This window comes from Bacillus sp. PK6-16 (genome assembly GCF_056530295.1).
Genome location: NZ_CP096512.1, coordinates 148,327 through 170,184 on the forward strand (window position 1 = coordinate 148,327; position 21,858 = coordinate 170,184).

Annotated in this window: 22 protein-coding genes and 6 pseudogenes; 13 read left to right on the top strand and 15 right to left on the bottom strand. The window is 31.8% G+C overall.

What is annotated here, in order from left to right:
- Window positions 1-218 precede the first annotated feature (218 nt).
- Together M1D66_RS28075 and M1D66_RS28080 are read left to right on the top strand one after the other, a co-directional pair.
- Window positions 219-368 (top strand): annotated as a pseudogene (locus M1D66_RS28075) (IS4 family transposase); the annotation flags it as partial.
- Between the two features lie 423 nt (window positions 369-791).
- Window positions 792-2,078, top strand: a pseudogene (locus M1D66_RS28080) (IS3 family transposase).
- Window positions 2,079-2,188: 110 nt separating this feature from the next.
- Here M1D66_RS28080 and M1D66_RS28085 read toward each other — a convergent pair.
- The 3 genes and pseudogenes from M1D66_RS28085 to M1D66_RS28095 all read right to left on the bottom strand — a co-directional run bounded on the left by M1D66_RS28085 (window position 2,189) and on the right by M1D66_RS28095 (window position 3,691).
- Window positions 2,189-2,710 carry an IS3 family transposase gene (locus tag M1D66_RS28085; RefSeq protein WP_242555259.1) on the bottom strand — a complete coding sequence of 174 codons (522 nt, stop codon included), beginning with the start codon at window positions 2,708-2,710 and terminating at the stop codon, window positions 2,189-2,191.
- Between the two features lie 160 nt (window positions 2,711-2,870).
- A pseudogene (locus M1D66_RS28090) lies at window positions 2,871-3,179 on the bottom strand (transposase).
- 155 nt (window positions 3,180-3,334) lie between these two features.
- Window positions 3,335-3,691 carry a YxeA family protein gene (locus tag M1D66_RS28095; RefSeq protein ID WP_242555331.1) on the bottom strand — a complete coding sequence of 119 codons (357 nt, stop codon included), beginning with the start codon at window positions 3,689-3,691 and terminating at the stop codon, window positions 3,335-3,337.
- Between the two features lie 923 nt (window positions 3,692-4,614).
- On the opposite strand from M1D66_RS28095, the gene M1D66_RS28100 reads away from it, so the two are divergent.
- A complete protein-coding gene (locus tag M1D66_RS28100) occupies window positions 4,615-6,387 on the top strand; it encodes an insecticidal delta-endotoxin Cry8Ea1 family protein (protein ID WP_242555330.1) in 1,773 nt (590 codons plus the stop codon).
- A gap of 277 nt (window positions 6,388-6,664) precedes the next feature.
- On the opposite strand, the gene M1D66_RS28105 is transcribed toward M1D66_RS28100, so the two are convergent.
- Entirely contained in the window at window positions 6,665-6,790 is a 126-nt protein-coding gene (locus M1D66_RS28105) for a hypothetical protein (protein WP_479832037.1), read from the bottom strand.
- A gap of 401 nt (window positions 6,791-7,191) precedes the next feature.
- Here M1D66_RS28105 and M1D66_RS28110 point away from each other — a divergent pair, with 401 nt between their 5' ends.
- The 3 genes from M1D66_RS28110 to M1D66_RS28120 all read left to right on the top strand — a co-directional run bounded on the left by M1D66_RS28110 (window position 7,192) and on the right by M1D66_RS28120 (window position 8,775).
- Window positions 7,192-7,314: a hypothetical protein gene (locus M1D66_RS28110; RefSeq protein WP_281976290.1), complete on the top strand. Its 123-nt coding sequence runs from the start codon at window positions 7,192-7,194 to the stop codon at window positions 7,312-7,314.
- 358 nt (window positions 7,315-7,672) lie between these two features.
- Entirely contained in the window at window positions 7,673-8,620 is a 948-nt protein-coding gene (locus M1D66_RS28115) for a DMT family transporter (protein WP_425592575.1), read from the top strand.
- Window positions 8,621-8,634: 14 nt separating this feature from the next.
- Window positions 8,635-8,775, top strand: coding sequence for a YrzO family protein (locus M1D66_RS28120; RefSeq protein WP_242555328.1), 141 nt, complete (start codon window positions 8,635-8,637; stop codon window positions 8,773-8,775).
- Between the two features lie 294 nt (window positions 8,776-9,069).
- On the opposite strand, the gene M1D66_RS28125 is transcribed toward M1D66_RS28120, so the two are convergent.
- Window positions 9,070-9,273 (bottom strand): hypothetical protein, encoded by a 204-nt coding sequence (locus M1D66_RS28125; protein ID WP_479832041.1) that lies wholly within the window; start codon window positions 9,271-9,273, stop codon window positions 9,070-9,072.
- 403 nt (window positions 9,274-9,676) lie between these two features.
- Between M1D66_RS28125 and M1D66_RS28130 the strand changes: the two are divergent.
- The 4 genes and pseudogenes from M1D66_RS28130 to M1D66_RS28145 all read left to right on the top strand — a co-directional run.
- Window positions 9,677-9,976 (top strand): annotated as a pseudogene (locus tag M1D66_RS28130) (recombinase family protein); the annotation flags it as partial.
- Between the two features lie 209 nt (window positions 9,977-10,185).
- Window positions 10,186-10,356, top strand: a complete 171-nt coding sequence (locus M1D66_RS28135; RefSeq protein WP_242555327.1) for a hypothetical protein — start codon at window positions 10,186-10,188, stop codon at window positions 10,354-10,356.
- A 29-nt stretch (window positions 10,357-10,385) separates the two neighbouring features.
- On the top strand, window positions 10,386-10,640 hold the full coding sequence (locus tag M1D66_RS28140) for a hypothetical protein (protein ID WP_242555326.1): 255 nt from the start codon (window positions 10,386-10,388) through the stop codon (window positions 10,638-10,640).
- Window positions 10,631-10,777: pseudogene (locus M1D66_RS28145) on the top strand (DUF4367 domain-containing protein); the annotation flags it as partial. The gene M1D66_RS28140 and the pseudogene M1D66_RS28145, both read left to right, overlap by 10 nt.
- 89 nt (window positions 10,778-10,866) lie before the next feature.
- On the opposite strand, the gene M1D66_RS28150 reads toward M1D66_RS28145, so the two are convergent.
- The 4 genes and pseudogenes from M1D66_RS28150 to M1D66_RS28165 form a co-directional block, all read right to left on the bottom strand.
- Complete coding sequence (locus tag M1D66_RS28150; protein ID WP_242555325.1) at window positions 10,867-11,139, bottom strand: hypothetical protein; 273 nt, start codon at window positions 11,137-11,139, stop codon at window positions 10,867-10,869.
- 20 nt (window positions 11,140-11,159) lie between these two features.
- Entirely contained in the window at window positions 11,160-11,840 is a 681-nt protein-coding gene (locus tag M1D66_RS28155) for an autotransporter (protein WP_242555324.1), read from the bottom strand.
- A gap of 258 nt (window positions 11,841-12,098) precedes the next feature.
- Window positions 12,099-12,692: pseudogene (locus M1D66_RS28160) on the bottom strand (RNA-guided endonuclease TnpB family protein); the annotation flags it as partial.
- 770 nt (window positions 12,693-13,462) lie between these two features.
- Window positions 13,463-14,506: a tyrosine-type recombinase/integrase gene (locus M1D66_RS28165; RefSeq protein ID WP_242555323.1), complete on the bottom strand. Its 1,044-nt coding sequence runs from the start codon at window positions 14,504-14,506 to the stop codon at window positions 13,463-13,465.
- Window positions 14,507-14,736: 230 nt separating this feature from the next.
- On the opposite strand from M1D66_RS28165, the gene M1D66_RS28170 reads away from it, so the two are divergent.
- Both M1D66_RS28170 and M1D66_RS28175 read left to right on the top strand, forming a co-directional pair.
- Window positions 14,737-15,087, top strand: coding sequence for a transposase (locus M1D66_RS28170; RefSeq protein ID WP_242555322.1), 351 nt, complete (start codon window positions 14,737-14,739; stop codon window positions 15,085-15,087).
- 21 nt (window positions 15,088-15,108) lie between these two features.
- Complete coding sequence (locus tag M1D66_RS28175; RefSeq protein ID WP_242555321.1) at window positions 15,109-15,621, top strand: helix-turn-helix domain-containing protein; 513 nt, start codon at window positions 15,109-15,111, stop codon at window positions 15,619-15,621.
- A gap of 926 nt (window positions 15,622-16,547) precedes the next feature.
- Here the strand turns inward: M1D66_RS28175 and M1D66_RS28180 are convergent.
- From M1D66_RS28180 to M1D66_RS28190, 3 genes are read right to left on the bottom strand one after another with little or no spacing between them, the layout of a single operon-like run.
- Complete coding sequence (locus M1D66_RS28180) at window positions 16,548-16,988, bottom strand: DUF4046 domain-containing protein (protein WP_479832038.1); 441 nt, start codon at window positions 16,986-16,988, stop codon at window positions 16,548-16,550.
- 36 nt (window positions 16,989-17,024) lie between these two features.
- Window positions 17,025-17,264 carry a hypothetical protein gene (locus M1D66_RS28185; protein WP_479832033.1) on the bottom strand — a complete coding sequence of 80 codons (240 nt, stop codon included), beginning with the start codon at window positions 17,262-17,264 and terminating at the stop codon, window positions 17,025-17,027.
- On the bottom strand, window positions 17,258-17,542 hold the full coding sequence (locus M1D66_RS28190; RefSeq protein WP_345742481.1) for a DUF4046 domain-containing protein: 285 nt from the start codon (window positions 17,540-17,542) through the stop codon (window positions 17,258-17,260). Before M1D66_RS28190 ends, M1D66_RS28185 begins: the two co-directional genes overlap by 7 nt.
- 254 nt (window positions 17,543-17,796) lie before the next feature.
- Here M1D66_RS28190 and M1D66_RS28195 point away from each other — a divergent pair, with 254 nt between their 5' ends.
- Window positions 17,797-18,483 carry an IS6 family transposase gene (locus M1D66_RS28195; RefSeq protein ID WP_242555320.1) on the top strand — a complete coding sequence of 229 codons (687 nt, stop codon included), beginning with the start codon at window positions 17,797-17,799 and terminating at the stop codon, window positions 18,481-18,483.
- Between the two features lie 313 nt (window positions 18,484-18,796).
- Here the strand turns inward: M1D66_RS28195 and M1D66_RS28200 are convergent, their stop codons facing one another.
- The 3 genes from M1D66_RS28200 to M1D66_RS28210 all read right to left on the bottom strand — a co-directional run bounded on the left by M1D66_RS28200 (window position 18,797) and on the right by M1D66_RS28210 (window position 21,489).
- Window positions 18,797-19,768, bottom strand: a complete 972-nt coding sequence (locus M1D66_RS28200) for an MBL fold metallo-hydrolase (protein ID WP_242555319.1) — start codon at window positions 19,766-19,768, stop codon at window positions 18,797-18,799.
- Between the two features lie 71 nt (window positions 19,769-19,839).
- Window positions 19,840-20,271 carry a lipocalin-like domain-containing protein gene (locus M1D66_RS28205; RefSeq protein WP_242555318.1) on the bottom strand — a complete coding sequence of 144 codons (432 nt, stop codon included), beginning with the start codon at window positions 20,269-20,271 and terminating at the stop codon, window positions 19,840-19,842.
- A 530-nt stretch (window positions 20,272-20,801) separates the two neighbouring features.
- Window positions 20,802-21,489, bottom strand: a protein-coding gene (locus M1D66_RS28210) for an IS6 family transposase (protein ID WP_242555317.1) whose coding sequence is annotated in 2 segments (ribosomal slippage) — window positions 20,802-21,038 and window positions 21,040-21,489 — 687 coding nt in all. Because the reading frame shifts where the segments join, the coding sequence is not laid out codon by codon here.
- Window positions 21,490-21,858: the final 369 nt, after the last annotated feature.

Below are 21,858 nucleotides of genomic sequence, written 5' to 3' on the forward strand. Positions count from 1 at the left end.
TATAAATATGTTTAGTAAAAGATTTGCAACAATATTAACCGGTTCTTTAATTTACAAGGTACCGGTTAATTTGTGTCTAACATGTGTCTGAACGTATAAATTTCTTTTTTGATATGGTGACCTCATGCCCATCAACTTAAGAAATTTTAATACTCTTAATTACTAGAAAAACGTCATCCTTTCTAAACAAGCTAGATTAGAAAAGATGACGTTTTTTTATGAATTTTTCGATTAAAGATGAACCGCAACAATTTGTAGAATAATTCCAGCGATATATCACACCTGTATTTTTAGAAGAACTGGCAAGGGAAATTGGCTTTAGAAAGCAAAAATGCAAGTTTTCTGGTTCAGACTTAGTATGCTTTTATTTTAAGAATGTTTTGATCTGATGAGCCGAAAACTTGGATTGTTCTCACTCTTAAGTTGATAGGCATGTATGACGTCCCCCTAATATAAAGGTTGCTATACCTCTGGCATTAGATGGTAATGAAAATGATGCCTACAGAAACTGATACATATTCCTCACGATGATTTCAAACGCAATAATCATAGGAAATCTTGATTTTCCCTCTTTTTCATCAGTGTATACACATAAAAAAGGTTTAGGTACAAAAATGAGCTGCAGACAAGACTTTCTCCACAGCTCATAGAAGTTTTATACATTAAATAACGGATTGTTAAAAATAAAAAGAATAATTAGAATTAAAATGTACCCTATAGAATAGACACTTGAAAAACGTCTATTCTATAGGGTATTTCTTGTATAATAAAAGGAAAATTGGGATCGGAGAATGTTGGAAATGACAAAAAAACTATTTACAGAAAGAGAAATTCAAATTCTATCAAATAACCTATACGTAAAATCTGGAAGTCAGAAAGGTATCACTTATACAAAGGAATGTAAGCATATTTTTATTAAGGAAAATGAAAAAGGAAAGCTACCTCGAAATATTTTTGAAGAATGTGGTTTTGATATAGATATGATTGGAATGAAATGAGTTATGTCATCGGGAAGTAGATGGCGTGCTGCTTATAGAAAAAATGGTGTATTGGGTTTAAGGGATACACGTATCGAAAACGCTGGAAAAACTCTTGGGAGAGAGCTTACGTTAGAAGAAAAGTATGCCCGTTTAGAAGCCGAACGAAACTTACTAAAGGCGGAAAACGAATTGCTAAAAAAATCAAACTTATGGAAGAGAGGATGAGAAGGAACTAACACTACCACCTAATCAGAAATTCATTTTGATTCGCTCTGTCATCATGAAATACAACTTAAGGAATATGGTCAGTCACTTGTGTAAAGTAGCTGGTGTATCCCGTTCGGGATACTATAATTACTTTTCAGTTTCATCTCAAGAACAACGGAAACAAAAGAGTAATCGAGATGAAATCTTGAAGGAAACTATATTAAAAGCACTTCTATTTATAAATAGAAAGGGGCTCGTCAGATAAAAATGACATTGGCGGGTCAGTTTCAAGTTGTCTACAATTTAAAGCGTATCCGTAGAATTATAAAGAAATACGAAATTGTTTGTTCGGTTCGCAAAGCGAATCCTTATAAAAGAATGCTTAAAGCTACAAAAGAACATCGAATAGTACCGAATCAATTAAATCGGGAATTTAAACAAAATACCCTAGGGAAAACATTTCTTACAGATATCACCTATTTAGTTTACGGTAAGAATCAAAGGGCCTATTTATCTACAATTTTAGACGGCTCAACTAATGAAATTTTAGCTTACCATGTTTCTGAACAGATGACATTAGAGCTCGTAACGACAACTCTCCATAAACTAAAAAGGAATCCGTGGGTTCGATTGACTGAAGGTGCTTATATTCATTCAGATCAAGGAGCCCACTACACAAGCCCTACCTATCAAAAGCTAGTCAAAAAGCTAAACCTTGGACAATCCATGTCAAGAAGAGGAAATTGTTGGGATAACGCCCCACAAGAATCGTTTTTTGGTCATTTGAAAGATGAAGCTCATATAAAACCTTGCACGTCCTTTAATGAATTGAAACAAGAGATTAAGAAATATATGACGTATTATAATCATTATAGATATCAATGGAATTAAAAAAAGATGACTCCTGTTGGATGGTCTTACCCCTGTCAAGTAGACAGTAATAGATTAGATGCCTTTTCATTAAGCAGCCTTAGTTCCAAATTCAATAGGACTAAGGTTGTTTAATCTTTTTTGAAATCTTTTGTTATTGTAATAGCTAGTAGCCTTAAAAACTTCTGCCTTTTCATGAAACGTATGTCTATAGCCTTAAAATGACTAAAAAAGCTCTCTATACATGCATTATCATAACAATTTCCCTTCCTAGACATACTTACAGTTATTTTGTTCTTTTTAAGTAATTGGTTATATTTTTTTGACGTATACTGATAACCTCGGTCGCTATGTAATACTGTTTCGTGGACTTTTCTTTTTCTCAAGGCTTTATTGACTGTATCTGTAACTAATTTTAAATTGTTGTATTCACCCATTTGATAGGCCACAACTTCGTTATTGTAAAGGTCTAGTATCACTGAAAGATATATGCGCTTAGTATTAAAGGGAAGATAGGTTATATCTGTAACCCATTTTTCATTTGGTCTTGTAGTTGAAAACTCTCTGTTTAACAGATTTTCCGACACGACGCATTGTTCTTTTAAACCAAAATGCCTCCACTTTTTCTTTCGAATCTTAGCTTGTAGCCCCATTCTCCTATTTTAGACATGATAAATTGGTCCTCTTTCATCTTTTCAGTGGAATCGTTGATTCTTTTTTCCCACTTATAATATCCACTTCTTGAAACACCTGCAATTTCACAAAGCAATACAATTGAAAAATTCTGTTTTAAGGTATGAATGACCTCATATTCTACTGATTTACTTTTTTTGACCTCATCCCCCTTTTCGTAGCTAATAGCTTTTTTAAGTATGCGTTTTCCGCCTCTAATCGTTGTATTCTAGCATCTTGACTTATTTTATTTGTTTATTTGAATCCACCACGTTTTTCTTGTAGGCCCAGAATACCCTCATTTTTATATTTTTTAATCCATCTATCTATAACTGAATATGTAACTCCTAATTCCTTTCCAATTAACTTGCTTCCAATTCCTCTATGTAAGTATAATTCAATAGCTTTCATTTTAAAATCAATTGAAAAAGTTCTTCTAATTTTCCCCATAAAAAATCCCTTCCATAATAAACAGTAAAGCAACTTTCTTTCAACTGTCTACTATAAGGGGATCATATCAGGATACAGAAATCATCTTCTTAATGTTGCCTAACTTTTTTCAAATGTCCTTTACAAAGGGTACAGATTAAATTTTATTCGTTCTTTTATTTTTTTTCTAGTTTTTCTCTTGCTTTTTTAGGTATTTCTTCTTTTTTAATTTCTTCCCACGTTTTAACACCCTTTTCTTTACTATAAAACACTCGTAGAAATGCTTCTTTTCGAAGATTTTTTTCTGCATCAAATTTTAATGTTTTTTCTTCTCCGTCTTCATTAAATCCTTTTAATTCATATTCGAATCTTTTCAATTTTTCACCTCCATCAACTTCATGTATTACCTCATTACCATTCGTATTGATTTGGACATAATATCTCTCGGTTCCTATATGTTTAATACTGCTACAACCTGTTAATAAAATCATGAAAACAACTGGAATGTTCAAAAATAATATATACTTTTTCAATTTTCTTCCTCCAATAATAATTTTATAGAAATAATTATAATGCCCTTTATATTATAAAACTATTCAAAAAGATTACAGATACCTTACAAATTTGTAATACAAATTTTTCGGGGAAGCATTTCCCTCCATTAATTCTAAAGTATGAATGGTAATAAGATATGCCCATTAACCTAAAAAAATCAACCTCAAAACGAAAAAGTGTTCTTTTTTGTTACATGCAAATTTTTAAAGAACTAACATTGGATTTTTAGAAAAAAGAAAAAATTTTAAGTGAAATTAAACTTATATAAGCTTAGTTTGGCGGTGATGGGGAGAGAACCATATTACGTCTTTTGAAATTTTAACACCCATTCCAAAAATTCATATATGCTTTCATTTTTATTCTTTTTTAAAACATTTTGTTTTAGAGTTAGCACCAAAACGCTTTATACTCACTTAGCTTTTTCTTACCTATTTAGATTCTTTTCGTTTTAAACAGATTAGAAGAAAATACATAGAATATTAATAAATTTCCCGTCATAATATGTCCTTCGAAAAATGCTGTTGAAAAGAATTAATACAGATTTTTCAATGAATTTCTTATGAGTGCTTATTCTGTTTTGATCGCTAAAACACATGTGTACGAGCGTGCAAAGAGATGGTTTATAGCTATACGACCATGTACATAAATAAATGTAAACCAAAACTTAATACGTATCTATTCGTCACTAGTCTAATAGGTACGTATTACTTTTATTCAAGAAGTTATTCTTTTAATATTTTCAAAAAATATGTTTCGCGCTTATTTTGTTATTTTATTGTATGAGTCAAAAGTAGTTTTCGTTATGTGTAACATAAATTATTTTTCTATAATTAGGTACATCACTTCTTTATTTGATGTGATACATATGTAAAAAAATCATACTACCAGAAAGGAAGTTTTTATGAATTATAAAGATCGAACACATGCAAAGCGCAAATATAAAAAAGCGCTTCTTACAACAGTCGCAACAATGACATTAGGGATAAGTACATTGGGAAGTACTTCTTCTGCATTTGCTGCTGAAAATTCAATAAGTTCACAACAAGCACCTTCGACACCAGCAACTACCAGCGATGTTTTCAAAGTGGAAAAAGACGGGACAATAAAAATTTTAAAAGACAAGTTATTCACTACAGACACTTTAAAAGCAATTGGTTCCTTAGGTGGATCGGTATTAAAACAAGCATACGCCGATGCACATACTAATAACGGGAATTTTAACAATACTTTTAGAACTTTAACAATGGGAGCCACAGCATTGATTCCATATGGTGGAGTAGTAATTTCTCCATTGATTGGATTACTTTGGCCAGAGAATGTGGATGCTCAAAAAAATCAAATCAAAAAAATGATGGAAGAGCTTGCTACCATGATGGATCAAAAAATTGAAGACTATGATCTCGGAACTCTAAAACAACAAACTAAAGCACTCATGAATGATTTACAATCATTTGAAGACTCAATAAATGGAAGACCTCTAGCCAAAAGTCCTACAGCTGGAAGTATAGAAGAAACTCGTCGTACACAAGCGCTTATCATTAATGCTAAATTCAAAGATATTATACAACTTTGCCAAAAAGAGGATCAAAAAATCGCAGAGCTTCCTATATTCACTATTATCGCGACCGCTCATTTGCAATTTTTACACTTCATGGAAAAGAACGGACAAAGCCCTAAAATACAATTTGATGATGAAAGCTTGAAGACGCAATTTACAAATGATATTCCAAAAAATGCTGAGGACTATATAAACCATGTTCAACAAACATACAAATTAGGTGAACAACAATTTAACAAAAAAATGTATGACATCGCAACAAATACTCCAAGTAATAATATAAATAACACTAGTGAAGAAGAAATTATGGGGAAAATGCAAAAATACATTTTTGATTTACATCCATTAACTAATGGTTATGGAGAAAAAATAAAAAAAATGCAAGACGCTCTTGCGAATTACAGAAAGTTAAGAGATGATAGAAATCAATATTACAAAAACACATCAAACAACAAGGCATTCCAAGTCGCAGCAATAGGTGACTGGAAACAAGAGAACAATGGATGGTATTTCATTGATACCAAAGGAAATAAGAAAACTGGTTGGATTCAACTTGGAGAGAAACACTATTATCTCAGTCCTTCAGACGGTAAAATGGTTACAGGAAGTGTAGATATTAAAACTTCAGATGGACGTACTGGAACATATCAATTTAATAGCAGTGGCGAGTGTACAAACTATGATACAGCTTCACCGAATGGAACATACAAAATAGTATATTCAAAAGCAAACAAGGTTGTCGATTTTGGGTATGATGGGAAAGAGCATCCGGTAATATGGGATTATCATGATGGGAAAAATCAACAATGGGAATTTAAATACGATGCTGAGAAACAAGCTTATCAAATCATCAACAAAGATGACGGCAGAGTCTTAGCCTATAATACTAGCGGTGCGAGCGATACAGCTCTTGTTACACGTAATGACCAGAAGCCAGAACATTATTGGACTTTAGAAGATGCTGGAGATGGCAATGTCTTGCTAGTGAATTATGCGAACAAAAAGAAAGTATTAGATGTTTACGGTGAAAAAACAGCCGGCGGTTCAAGATTATATGTTCAGGACAAACTCACAAACAGCAATGCACAAAAATTCAAATTAGTTAAACTATACTAACTCAACTAAATATTTTACAATAAAAAGGCCCTCTGTCTGATAATACACAGTATTGAGGGCCTTCTTATTGTAAGTCCGTTTACAATCTCTTCTGGTAAGTGAAAGGAATACTTCCCACAATATTGATATGTTCATGTCCTACTGGAGAAAGTCTTTGGATATCCTCTCTATCAATAATTATATCATTTTCTTTATGGTATGGTATCCAGAGAAGCTCCTATATATCGAGTATTCCATACGACAATTGTATTTACAATGCTCTCAACTGGTCTTCATGTCATTCGTGATATTTTTGATATAGAGTTCTCCTCTTTCTATCTATTCTCCAAAACCTTGGTAAGCCAATCTCTTCTATTCTTTGACTAAACTGATACTCTAAAAGAGCGAATAAACCCGATATAATGGCGCTATATCTATCCGTATCTGTTCATAATTTCCTTGGCTGGAGCTGCCATATAAGCCCGTGAATTGATTATTTGTATAATTATAATAAGTTACACCATATCCTACTCCAAAATGTTTTGAATTTGGTCCCGAATGCCCTGTTTAGTCATGTGTAACATCCAAAATAATAGTGAATCAAAGCATTATTAGCTTTTGCCTTTGTTTTGAAACACAAATAATTTTGTTCTACCAATGCTAGTCGATTATATTCGAGTGTGGGGACCCTGGTTTGTGTCAAGCGCCGTTGTATCGATACATAAGAGAAAAAGGAATGAATAATACAAAAAAATAAAGTATAGAAATTAGAATGTGGCTTACAATAGTAAATTTGTCAAAGGGAAAATCAAGGTACGGAAAGAAGTGAAGCAATGCCTTATATACTATTTTAATATGGAAGTGAATTCATTTGGTGAATATGTATTTTACGTTCCTTACAAAAATATTGGTGATTTAACAAAACAGGCTGAAGAGCAGATGGATTAAGTTTATTTATTTTTTGACAGACTCCGCCTTTTACCAAGTTTCTCTCTTTTGCCATTTCCAGTGACCTTAGTTAATATCCGTTCGGACAATTAGAAAGATTTTGATAATTCCTTTTTAAACGATGTTTTTTTATATCGTGGCTATGACTTTCTTCATTCTATGCTGCAAAAGTTTAGCCTAGTTGTTAAAATCATGCAACAAAACTTTTGCTTCCATATAAGTATCTCCCTTGAGGTTAGCTAGCATTTTAAGTGATAGATAACATCATGTTAAATTATTTTACGTAATGTATTTTTCGTTTTACAATTTTTTGTATAAATAAAAAGGAGGGATTTGGGTGAGAAAAAGTCAACTGTTAATGGGCATTTTTGCGTGTTTTACTGCAAGTATATCATGGGGAGCAATGTTTCCAGTTGCTGATCACGCATTAGAATACATGAATCCATTTTATTTTTCGTCCATCCGTTATGGAGCTATAGCAGTGGTATTATTTGTAGTATTGTTATTGAAGGAAGGGAAAAAAGCATTTTATTTAGAGGGGAAAGGAAAATCACTCGTTTTTTTGGGAACGATGGCGTTTACTATATATAACGTACTCGTATTTTTAGGTCAAATGTGGATGGGGAAATCAGGTGTGATGGTAGCTTCTATTATGGAAGCACTCATGCCCATGATTTCAATTTGTATTTTGTGGGTATATAAGCATATAAAACCGAAAAAATATATGATAAAAAGTATACTTATTGCACTTGCAGGGGCTATGCTTATTATTACGAAAGGCGATATGAGTTTCTTTCTAACAGTAAAAGATCATATATTTTCATTAGGATGTATCTTTATGGGTGTTGTTGGATGGGTAATTTATACGATGGGTGGCCAAACGTGTAGTGGTTGGTCAACATTACGCTATTCCACATTAACTTGTTTATTTGGAACAGTAGTAACTATCTTTATCACAGTAGTAATGACAGCACTTGGATATATATCAATACCGAGTATGGGAACGATTTCTATTGTGAAATATGACTTAATATTTATGATGACGTTACCTGGGATTTTAGCACTACTTGCTTGGAACTATGGTGTGAAAATTTTATCATCAATTAATGGTATTTTATTTATTAATCTTGTACCTATTACGACCTTAGTTATAATGATACTGCAAGGATATAAAATAACGACGTTTGATATTGTAGGGGTATTACTGGTAAGTACAGCACTTATTCACAATAACATTTATCAAAGAAAAGAAGAAAATATAAATAAACAAACTTTACAAAAAAAGCAAATACGTCAAGCTATTTAATGGGAGGGGATCGCATGGTAGAAAGTTTATTGTTTTTCTTTGCCGCTGCGTTTACCTGCGAACTAGCAGCCATTAATAGAAATGGGCGAAAAAACATAGAACAGCAAGCTGAATTACTACAATTGGTAAAAGAATTAATGGAAAGAAAAAATTAAAAGAGAATCATTCGATTAAAGGAAAAAATTGATAAGTGTATTTAGAAAAATATTGCGAATTATGCAGCATCTTGGACTAGGGTAGTATGAGTTAAAAAATAATAAAATAAATAACTATTCAATTAGTTATTTATTTTATAAGGAAAGTGCTCTTAATTAGTATGGTGGCCTACAGAAATCTATACGCAAAAAGAATAGTCTATTACAGATGAAGGATTAAGGGCTTTACTCCCCGTTCTTCCTGCTACTGTATTTTGTTACTTAAGTACCGTTGTCGGATTGCTTGTTTCTTAATCAACTGGGTACGTATGAAATTTGTTCAGGCCCCTTTTTAGCGCTGTGATGGGAGGAGTCAGACTCCAATGTATATAATAATTCATTTTCCATTTGAGGAAGGGAGAAATATTGCACACGCTCTTTAGTTGCAAACAGGGGCCTACTATAAAGTTGATTTATTTCATCTGTTGTTAAAATAGTTAATCGTTTTTGAGTATTCATATTTATTCGTTTTTTACATCTCCTTATATATTATATTTATAATAGGTTATAGCATGTCAAAAAGTATACTATTAAACATAAGAACCGAAATTCCTTAACGTAAGTTTTATGACGTTTGGTTGGCGACGCTTTTTATATGAATAATTAATGTCCGCTAATACTTATTGTGTGATTTGGTTCCATTGCTACCCAGACCCTAAATATCCCCCCCTTTTCTTTAATTATACAAAAAAATAGAATCACTATAATTTAATAACGGTTCTTTTAAGGCTTATAAAAATATTAAGGGAGAGAAGAGAATTGGGCAAAACACCCAATCTTGCTCAGAGATGCTGGTTTTACTCCTAAAAGGAGAGGTTGCTTTTTTCTTATTCCCCCTTTTCGGGGGGATGGGCAAAAGCACCCTGATATGGGTGATATGGGCCGATTAATGGAAGATCAATTTTTATTTGCGGATCAAGAGCGTAAAAAAATTCATCAGCGACAAGCTGAGGGGATTGCGGTAGCTAAGTCTCAAGGAAAACATTTAGGCCGTCCTCAGGTGAACCTTTCGAGCTTAAGTAAACAACAAATAAATATAATAGAGGAAACTCATTCAAAATGGCAAAGTGAAAACATAACTGCTGTTATGTTTATGGGAATGTTAGAGCTAAAGAAAAACACCTTTTATAAAATAATGAAGGAATATGAAGAAGCAAAGTAGCATCTCTCCTATATAGAGGGTTACTTTGCCCCTAGTTGTAAGAACGCTAGCACAATCTCTAAGGAGTGTCTAAAATCATAATTTCAATAGTTGTAATATTCAATTATTAATTGAGAAAATATAAAATGCACATTTATGGGAATATATGTTATAAATAGCTAGTATTTAATTTTCTAAATATACTAACAACCAGAAAAGAGGGGTTTTTCTTGAAAACTAATCAACAAAAATTTAAAAAAGTGGAAATTATTACATTGATTTCAGCTATGCTATTTGGTGGAATTCTGCCGAGTATTTTTTATGCTGAAGAAAGTGATGCAAAAAAAATTCAATCATTCTCTTTATCTAACATGACAGAAAAAGCAAAAAAATTGACTTAAATGTATCAAAAAATACTAGCAAAGAATATTTGAATGAGGAAGAAATTAGATCAATCGATCCATATCAGTTAAATTTGATTTTTAAAGAATTAAAAGATGATATAAAAAGCGGGAAATATACCCAAGATGAGTTGAATCAAATTGCTAGTGAAAAGATAAAAAATAGTCCTGCAAAATCTTTTAGTTTAAACGGCTATGACATACCTGGATTACCTGATGCAGAAATTTCTTTAGCTAAGAGACACCCTATTGAATTCGTAACTTATGGTGTGTTCATCCGTTAAAACCAACAACAAGAATTAAAGACGTACAAGGCGGACAATTAATGTGGGTACAAGATGGAACAATGATTGAGTTATTAAGTTCAAGAATTTTTAAACAAGAATTAATTACACTAGCTCAATCAATGCAGAAGTTATAAAAAGAGGGTATGTATGAAAAAACACCCTCTCGAGTGCTTTTTCATTGTAAACCATTTTACTTTTAATAATTAAGCTTTAATCATTTTTTCTATAGAATTTGATAGTAAGTACAATAAAATTTATTTAATTTTAATATGGCATATAATATTTCTTCAGGATCGTCTTTTTCGAGCATTTGTGTTATCGATAAATAATTCAATCTAGTACTTAATTGTTTTAATTTTATAGTTATTTTTAAACCTTTAAGTTCATCTAACATTAATTTATATCTTTTAGCATCTTCAGGATTACTAGGGGTGTTTTGATTAATAAGGTGCTCACAATCTAAAATCAATTTTATAAATTCAAAATCATTTTTCATGCCGTCCTCCTAGAGATGTTTCATTGTAGCCAATTGTTATTTACGTTATTAATCCAATATTGAAGTGCTCCACCTTTTCTATATTCTTGTACTATATCTGTCCCATTTAGATAATGAGTTTGGGGAGCTGTTAATCCTTTGAGTATTTTAATACCTTTTGGTACTTGAATTTTATATACCATATTAAGTGGATTCCCCCATGCTTCTAATACGGCTAACTCATTTCTAGTTTCTTCAATACTTCTTTTTTTATCTCCCCACCAATAACCAAGACCGTACTTAGACTCTAGTTCCCCAGATTTACTTCTTCTATATAGTGTAAGTGGCTGATCGGTCTCCACGATTTCTATTTTTAACTCTTTAAAAGCTAAAACATCTGAATTGGTTCCTTTGAAATCAAAATTAAAAAAACCAAAATTACGTATTATCTCTCTCTTTAATGTCGCAGATTCCATAATGTTTAGATTTAAACTATCTATTTTGTCTAAGGCGAGATTAACTTCTTTAATTGAACAGTTATTAACGTCACTATTCCTAATATAACTAATTTTCTCCTTTACATGGATATTATCATTAAAAATATTAGCAATTTGATCAATTTTATTTAAGGTTGTGTTGTTTGTCTCGGCATGTATATTAGAGAAGGGGGACAATAATCCAAATAAAATTAAAAATAGTGTAATAAAAAGATATTTTTTCATAGTATGTAATTATCTCTCCTAACAATATAATAATTAGAACCTTTAAATGTACAAAAGAAAATTTAGTTGCTATTTTTGAACTACCCCCATTTATCGATCTTACGGTCTGATTGAAGTGGGAGATTCTTGGGAACAGAGCATACTTATTGATGTGTTTCTTTACCAACAGCGGTTTCTCTTATTTACCAAGCTATCCCCGTAAGCCTTCGGCTAGAATATTTTTACGAGCATTAAAATCTCTATCATGGATATCGTGATTTTGGTGATCTCTGTACTCAACTTATTTAGAAAGTCGTCCCGTTGATTTATGACTCTTTCGTGTAATCTAGCAACGTTAAGCTTTTGCTTTTGATAGTTTTTCGCATCAAGAAGGTGGATTCCTTTATTTTTAGCGATTAATGCACGTTTTGATAATTTACGTTGCTCACGTTTTAACTTCTTCTCCATTTTGGGAACTTATTATTGTCAATCTTGTGACCATCAGAAAGGATAGCACATTCAGTAATTCCTAGGTCGATGCCCATAGCAGGATCAGCTTTTTCAAATGGTTGTATTTCAACTTCTGTAAGAATTGCCATGAAGTATTTTCCACTTGAATTTCGTTTAACAGTAGCATTGATAATACGTCCATATACCTCACAGTTTTTGGAAAATGGAACAAAACCGAGTTTTGGTAGCTTAATTTTATTACCTACGATGGCAATATTACCGTTTATATGCTTTGCTGTATAAGACTGAACGTTATTCTTTTTAGATTTGAAGCGAGGTACTCGATTTTATTTCTTGAAAAATCGACTATAGGAATCCGCAAGATTTTTTAGACGGTATTGCGATTGTTTTCGCGATCAGTATTTCTTAATCTTTATTTGGATAGATTCTGAACTTATAAGCCTTATTGACTAACAATGCTTTCACCTCAATTCATTTCTTAGTTTTCGAAGTATTATCCAACCACATTTATGGAAGTACCACTAGCAGTTAACAAACCTTCCTTTGAGCTTGATTATACTATAATGCCTGATGTGTTTAAATACGTTTGGCTAACGCCACCCACAATTCATCTCCGCCACCCACTTATCACTGGGCTACGTCCTGCATGTGTTTGAGGAGGGCGTCTTCTTACGGAAAACCGATAAAATTTGGAGCGGATCAGTACGTATTTGGAGAAGAAATACATCAAAATGGTGCTTCGACTCATCGGAGTGGATAGAAATTTAAAGATATTGGTATTTTAGTCGTATTCTGTATACTAAGCGTAAGTTTTTCTTATCTATGCCGTTAATTGTGTATGGTATCAAACAAGCTCTTATGTCAATGGATATAAGAGCTTGTTGCATATGAATCACTATTTTATGTACAATGAAAAAACCTCATATGAGGTGGAGAGAGGAAAGCACATGTCCAACCAACCATTAGCGAATTTACGTATTGATTTTTTTAAAAATAATTATTTGGTACAACTAAAAATGAGGATATTCGGATTGGTTTTTTTAATGCAATGTGACAAGTTTTTTTGAAATTCGCAAAATATTTTTGAAAGGTTCACAAACTAATGACTAGAACCCAATCAAACGAAAAAATTGATACATCCAATCGAGTTTCTTCCTATTATATATACTTACTTAAAATAGTGAATTTCCAATTTCTATTGTAGCCAAGTTATGCCGCCTTGTACGTTCTCTTAAATAACGTTCCGTCGTCATAATAGACTCATGTCCTAAATAGTCACGTATTTTCTTAAGTTCGACTCCTTTTCCCATCAAATGATTGGCAAAGAAGTGTCTGCAGGTATGGGGTGTTATTCTATCTTTTCGATAACGCAGAAATGGTAAATTAGTTTTTTCAATTTTTTCTGCTACATATTTCGATAAGTAGTCGGCTCTATAATGAGAACCGTCCGCTTTAGGTAGAAAGGCAGATGAACTAGAGGTATCTAATTCACTTGTTTGTTTTCGTAATTGACGAAGACGACAGAGATCGTTGAGTACATCTTCAAAGATACGAACTTCTCTCGTTTTATTTCCCTTTCCAACTACACGTAGGAGATAAACGTTTAAAGAAGGGTGGAATGCAAGGTCAGCCCACTTTGCATTTGCGACTTCCTCAATCCGGAGTCCAGTAGTTGTAAGAAGGAAAAACAAGGAATACATAAAGAAATTCGTTTTCTTCAGTGTATCCAGAATTTCATTCACTTCTTCTGGAAAGAGATCACGATTGACTAACTCTTCTTTTTTTACAGATACTTTTTTTAGACGGCTACTAAAGTTGTCAGAGAGTCCATTGTTATCATACACATATTTTAAAAACTGCTGAACTACTGTTTTCTTTCGACGTAATGTGGTGGCCGCATACTTCTTACTTAGTTGATAGAAGTAGATTTCCATATCATTATGGGATAATTCCTTAATGGTTCCGATTGATTCTTTTATATAACGAAGAAAATGAGAAAGATCATGCAGATAAAGTTTTTTTGTTCGGTCACTTCTTTTTTTCGTTAAAGAAGGCTCATCGTGTAAAAATAAATAAACTAATGATTCTTCGCTTAATTGGGAATAGTCAATGTTTCGAATGCCCATGCCCATGATTTTTTCGAAATGACTGCTATCAAAAAAATCTGATTTGGATTTTACAAGTTGATTATTATGTTCATAATTTATAATATTCAAATTTACACACACCTTTTATTAGAATGAAAAGATACACATATATTTTTTATAAAATTTTATAATTCTAATTATACCACAATAAATGCGATATTTATTGTGGTATAAAATGAAATGTCTAAATATATATTTTCGCCTTAAAATTTAACGTTTCTATTTAGATAATGCATAATGGAAATGTTAAATTGTTTTTTTGTACATTTCAATCCAAATGCGGTAGGAGGAGATTTTTTTTGACTAGTCTTCGTCTGAAAATTTTACAAGAAATCCACAACTTAGAAGATACCCATTATTCAATTTGCCCTCTGAACAACCTGTCAGTGAATTGTACAGATGAGCAAGAACAGGAGAAACAGAGAAACTACAAACATTGTAAAGGTTGTCCCATTTTCAATTCCATCCGAGAGAAAGGAGAGCAATTGAATTCTTTATCGAAAAAGAGTACATTTAATAAAGTACGGGAACGTTATATGGAAAATCCATTTAAGTATCTGCAGTATAAAGAGTACTCAATCACAGATGTAGTAAAAGAAACAGGTTTAACAAAGTATCAACTAAGAAAATGTAAACAACAGCTAGAATGAAAGTTTCGGATGAGGTGAGAAATGGACTATTTATCTTTAGAAGAGGTATGCGATAGGGTAAGTTTAACAAAAAATCAATTAGGCTATTTAATTAAGTATAAACACATCGAACCTATCAATATGGCCACCTGGAAAGCAGATGGCGGATATCGTTTTGAGCAAGGAGATGTAGAAAAGTTAGAGGAATTATACAAAGACTCTTTAACATTAAAAGAAGCAGCTGAATTTCTAAGTAAGTCTAAGACTTACGTTCATAATGCAGCTAAAGATGGGATATTGCCCTTTAAAGAGATTGCTAAAGGGAAATCTACTGAACGATTGTACTTAAAAAAGGATTTGGAAGTTTTCAAAGAAAAAATTGAAAACAGATCAAAAGAGGAATTGAAAGAAAAAAAGCAGCGTCTAAGTCTCTATCTTGATGAAAAGGTAGTAGAAGCAATAAAGAAAAAGGCTGCAAAGAAAGGGTATAATGCCTACAAGAAATTTGTTGAAGACATTCTATCCGCAGAAATAAAAGAAGACATAGAAAAATAGAATTTCTAACAAAAATAGACTTCGAAAATGATGGAATTGTTTTGGTGGGTCTATTTTTGTTTATAAGAAGTTTTTTTGTTTCTGAATATAATTGTATTACCTAAGATATAAAAGGGGTTTACAAGTGAATTTGAGAGGTCGTTTTTCATGTTCGCCTTTGAAAAAACATCTTAATTTACAGAAAAAGGGAAACGGAGCGTCAGATTTAGAAGATTGATCAGTAGATGATAAATGAATTTAAGGAAAGGTTATTTGGGATAAAAAATGTAAATAGAGAAATCAGAAATGATATTAAAATTGGAGGTATTAATAAAATGACACTCCCATTCTTAAAAGGGCCGGATGATTAATGTCAGTAGGATTCTTACTACGAAAGGCGAATCTTATTTTCTGGTATCACTGACGTGCAAAATTGCGGTGTGCCATCAGTATTCTCCTGTCTTAAATTCTGTAAAATAATTAATGAGTTATGATACGAAGATTATAAATCCAAAGACTTCATTTGGAATCTGGTTACATATAGCTGTAAAAAGGAATTCTCAATATAGTTGAATTTCTAGTTAAAATAGATATTTCCATTATATATACTGAAGAAAGCATTAATAACATGAGCTCATATGAATATGCTATAGAGTTTAGGCAAAGAGAAATCGCTGAATATTTAAAGCGGTAGATGAGGGGGTACATCCAAAATTACATTATCAGAAGATGGACAATGAAAATAAGATTTGATATGAGGAAATCCTAAAATAGAGTATACATATTATTATTATAGTAAACTAAAATATAATTAGGTTCCTAAACTAACAGAAATAGAGCTGCATATGTGTGAAGGTGGACATATTATTATCCTTTCCTTCCAAATGGAAAGGATAATAATATGGGATTTTTGAAAGATTCTAAATTGTAATAACAAATTTTCACAATTAATTCTTTTGTGTATTGTTTATGCCCCTTTTTTTAGGTCCATATTCCTTTAAAATACTTGTAGAAAATATATTTGGATATAAATCATTTAACATATAATAAGGGTTTGAATCCCAATATTTTTCCAATGGGATTTTTAATCCATTTTGATTTAACCATTTGTGAGTATATATTTTTAATAGCTCTTCCTTTTTAATTTGTTCTTTAACTTCAATCGTCCATTGTAATACTTTTAATGCCTTCTTTTTCGTCCAATAATTATTAGGGGATACAAGGAATTCACATTCTTTGAATTTTTCTGGGTATAAACTATTTAAATATGCATATGGACTACCTTTCCAAAATTTAATTATAGGTGTTCGTAAATTTTGTTGTTTTAACCAGTCTATGCCATATAAATTTTTTATGTCTGTTTCTGATAGTTTTTCTTTAACTTCAATTGTCCATTTGAGTGCCTCTAGACTTTTTTCTTTTGTCTAAAAATTCATAGGCACTTTTTTTAATTGCCATTCTTTGAAGTGGTTTGGATATAATTCATTCAAATATGCATAGGGGCTACCATTCCAATAGATACCACAAGGTGCGCTTAATTTATGTTTCCTTAACCATTTTTCTCCATAAACAAGATATAATTGTTCATCCGTTAACTGTTCTTTTTCTTCAATTGTCCATCTTAAAGCTTCTAAAGCGTTTTCTTTTGTCCAAAATTTCACCATTCTTTTATAAAATTAGGATAAGCATCATTCAGCATGGCGTACGGACTTGAATTATATCTAGAAAGAACGGTTGATAATTTCATTTTAATGATTAGTCGTTGGTTCCAACCTTTTCTAATAGCATCCCGATCCCATAGCAAAACGTGTTCAATTAAATATTTTGTAACACGGTTTGAAAGTTCAAAATTTATATCTTGACTCCATGTAAGCGGAGGAAAGCGTTGTCTTTTTCCGTCTAAAATGTCTTGATACATCTGTTCAATTGTAATGGATTTCATTTTTCCACCCCTCTAACATTTTGCATAAATGTATTTTTTGTGAAATTATAAGTAATTTGATATCTATTCTATATTTTATAATGATACGTCATCAACTAATAAATTATAATTTGTCTAGGAAAAAGACAAATTGACAAATAAAAAAAGATACTAGATTTCTGATTAATTTTATGTTGACTTTAATAAAGGGTTCTGTTGCAAAGTTTTTTAAATAAAACTAAACTGTAGAAAAAATGTGTTAAGGAGAACGGTACATGGGATATTTTAAAGGAAAACAATTTAAAAAGGATATTATTTTAGTAGCCGTTGGCTACTATTGTCGTTTTTCTTTAAGTTATCGTGATGTATCTGAAATTCTGAAAGAACGGGGCATTTCTGTTCACCCAACAACAATCATGCGATGGGTTCATGAATACGGCAATCTGATTTATCAAATTTGGAAGAAGAAAAATAAATCCGTACATTTCATATGGCATTTAGATGAGACTTACATCAAAGTGAAGGGGGAGTGGCGCTATCTTTATCGTGCTATTGATGGAGATGGACATACCCTGGATATTCAACTTCGTAAAACACGCAATCATCAAGTGGCTTATATGTTTATGAAGCGACTGGTTAACGATTTTGGAGAACCAACGTTTCTCACGACAGACAAGGCTCCTGCCCTACTTTGTGCGCTCAAAAAACTGAAACATAACGGTTTGTATGTGCATACGAAACATTGCACCATTAAGCATCTAAATAATCTCATCGAACAAGATCATAGACATATCAAGCACTGTTTTGTTAAATCCGCAGGATTTCAAAATCTCCGTCATGCTTCTCGTACATTGAAAGGAATCGAAACGATTCATGCGATATACAAACAAAAGAGAAGTCATTTTCCAGACTTCTCTTTTTCGACGTACAAGGAATTACAGAAGTTATTCAGAACCGCTTAAACGATAACTATATTTTGCAAACAAATTTGTATTTTTTAAATTTTGCAACAGAACCCTCTAAAAAACAGTTGACTAATCGTAAGAAAGACACCCTATACGGGTGCCCACTTATTAATAATTTCAAACCCTATCATTTTAGATCTAAGGACGCTAAAAAATCACTATTGCAAAAAAATCTTATTTATTTTTTTATTAAAGCGAATCTAAATCTATTTTACGCTAGCATCCTTTATTGTATTAATATTTTTTATATGAGTTATACAAGTAATTCCTGTCTATTAATAAGATACCTAATATCTAGATAAACAATATATTATGAATTAAATTTTATTTTTTTTAGGTACAAAATAATTCCACTCGCACAAAAATCAACATCTGGTTTAATTGTTTCGTAGAAAGGATGTTCTAATGGTAGACCGTTCTCTGTAAGATTATATTTAATTTTTTCATAAATTTTTTTAGAAATTGCATTTTTTATTTTATTAACATCCTTTTCTTTCTTCCAAGCATTTTTACCTATATCAATAAATATTTCTAACCAATAATGAAACTGTTTATATACTTCTTCTACCTCCTGTGATACCCCGTAGTGTCCAAAATAAATTTTACTTGGATTTAATTTTTTAATTTTTTCTTTTGATTCAAGCATTTTTTTGTAATCAAACTGAGGGGGAGAAGTTATTGGTAGGTATAAGCTAAAATCAATTTCGGGGAAATGTGCTCCGATTGTATCTCCAGCAAATATTCCTTTTGTTGCAGGGTCATATATACTCATATGATGGTCAGCATGTCCTGGAGTATGTAAAAATTGCAGCTCACGATTTTTAGAAATCTTTAATTTTTCACCATCAGTTACAGCGTGAATACGTGCTTCAGGAACTGGAATTATAGGATAAAAATTTTTATTAAATATATCATTCCCATATAAAGTTTTTAAACTTTTCTCTAACCTATCCGGTTCACATAAGTGTATTTTCCCAAAAGGATGTACAAACAGCTTAGCATTTGGACAACATTTCATCAAAAGGCCCGCAGCACCTGCATGATCAACATGTATATGAGTAACTATAATATTTTTAACATGAGCAAGTTCAATTTTTAATTTATTTAGGCCTGCTAAAATATATCGAAGAGACGGACTAGTACATGTAGCAATTAATGTAATAGTATCCTTTTCCGGCAAAATGTATGTGCCAGTTCTTTGTGGCCGTCCCAATTCATAATCATCAATTATATATACCTTAAAGTCACCAGAATTTATTTGCTTAACATATTCAAATTCCATACTAATCCCCTACCCTAATTGTTTATTGTAGAATTACGTAACATTTTTTAATTAATATTGTAAATAATTTATTATTTACACCTCTGCCAAACCAGTACAACTACTTCATTATTTTGGGGAAGGGTTAGAGGATCTGTTTTTAAAATTAATTTGTTTTTTTCTTTGAATTCATAGTATCGTTTAAGATAGCTACCTTTCCATTGAGGAAAAAGACTTGCCTGCACTTGATGAATAATTATTTCCTCCTTTACTTCAAACGAGCCGCCATACGAAATATGATTTACGGCTAATGCCTGCGCTTCAGCTGAGCTGTTTTTAAAATCCAGAATTACTTCATTTGGCTGATTTTCACCAGTAATAACAGCACTCATATATCCATCGTTATTGTAAATAAGTATTCCATTTGGTTTTTTTCCAAAAGGATATATTCGCGTATTATTTACTTTCTTTATATAGAATTCAACTAATATCCAAGTACCTATAAATCGTTCTCTTTGCTTCATTTTATTTCTTCACCTTTCACTTAAATTTATCAAGAAAGAGGAATTTTATTAGAAAATATTCGGTACATTTTCAAAAACATATCTAACTAACAGTTACATTTAAATAATTAGCTCTAAGTAAAGCTCCTTTTATTCGTTGATAAATATACTTCACCAAAGGTGTTGCAGCTAACATTTTCTTCTTAGAATTTTTCCAAGTTAAAATCTCTCTTAGCCATATCCCTCACCTAATTTAATGTATTTATAGTAGAACAAATTAGATGTTTAAATGTGGTTATATTTCCATTCCGGTTAGGGAAAGCTTACAAATTGTAACAGTAGATTAAGTACAACAACAATTTATCATTCTATCTATTTTCTATTGGTTTTTAATTGATTTATTTTTATTGGGAATAAGCCTATTCTTTAGCTAGTGAAAAGATATGAAAAAAATTCTTTCAGTTGAAACCATTTTTGGCTAATTGTTACTTTATTAGGTTCTGTTGTAAAATTTAAAAAATACAAATTTGTTTGCAAAATATAGTTATCGTTTAAGCGGTTCTGAATAACTTCTGTAATTCCTTGTACGTCGAAAAAGAGAAGTCTGGAAAATGACTTCTCTTTTGTTTGTATATCGCATGAATCGTTTCGATTCCTTTCAATGTACGAGAAGCATGACGGAGATTTTGAAATCCTGCGGATTTAACAAAACAGTGCTTGATATGTCTATGATCTTGTTCGATGAGATTATTTAGATGCTTAATGGTGCAATGTTTCGTATGCACATACAAAACCGTTATGTTTCAGTTTTTTGAGCGCACAAAGTAGGGCAGGAGCCTTGTCTGTCGTAAGAACCGTTGGTGCTCCAAAATCGTTAACCAGTCGCTTCATAAACATATAAGCCACTTGATGATTGCGTGTTTTACGAAGTTGAATATCCAGGGTATGTCCATCTCCATCAATAGCACGATAAAGATAGCGCCACTCCCCCTTCACTTTGATGTAAGTCTCATCTAAATGCCATATGAAATGTGCGGATTTATTTTTCTTCTTCCAAATTTGATAGATCAGATTGCCGTATTCATGAACCCATCGCATGATTGTTGTTGGGTGAACAGAAATGCCTCGTTCTTTCAGAATTTCAGATACATCACGATAACTTAAAGAAAAACGACAATAGTAGCCAACGGCTACTAAAATAATATCCTTTTTAAATTGTTTCCCTTTAAAATATCCCATGTACCGTTCTCCTTAACACATTTTTTCTACAGTTTAGTTTTATTTAAAAAACTTTGCAACAGAACCCCCACGACCTTCTCTTCACTTCTACTATATAAAAAATAGTAGTGCGAACCAATGCCTTGGTCTACACTACTAATCTTAGTATGTTTTATGTACCACTATTCGTGCCCATTTCACTCTAAGTGAAGTTTTTTTATTGAGAACACTTTCTAAATATGTATGAAGCAAGGCTAGTTCTAATATGTTTTTTAGAATAGGAATAAATCACAGGTACTGTAATACAACTGAAAAAATATAAATCTTATTTGTCTTTATAGAAGACACAAATCACCTTGTTAGTGAGAGTGGGATAAAAGAGAATTAAGC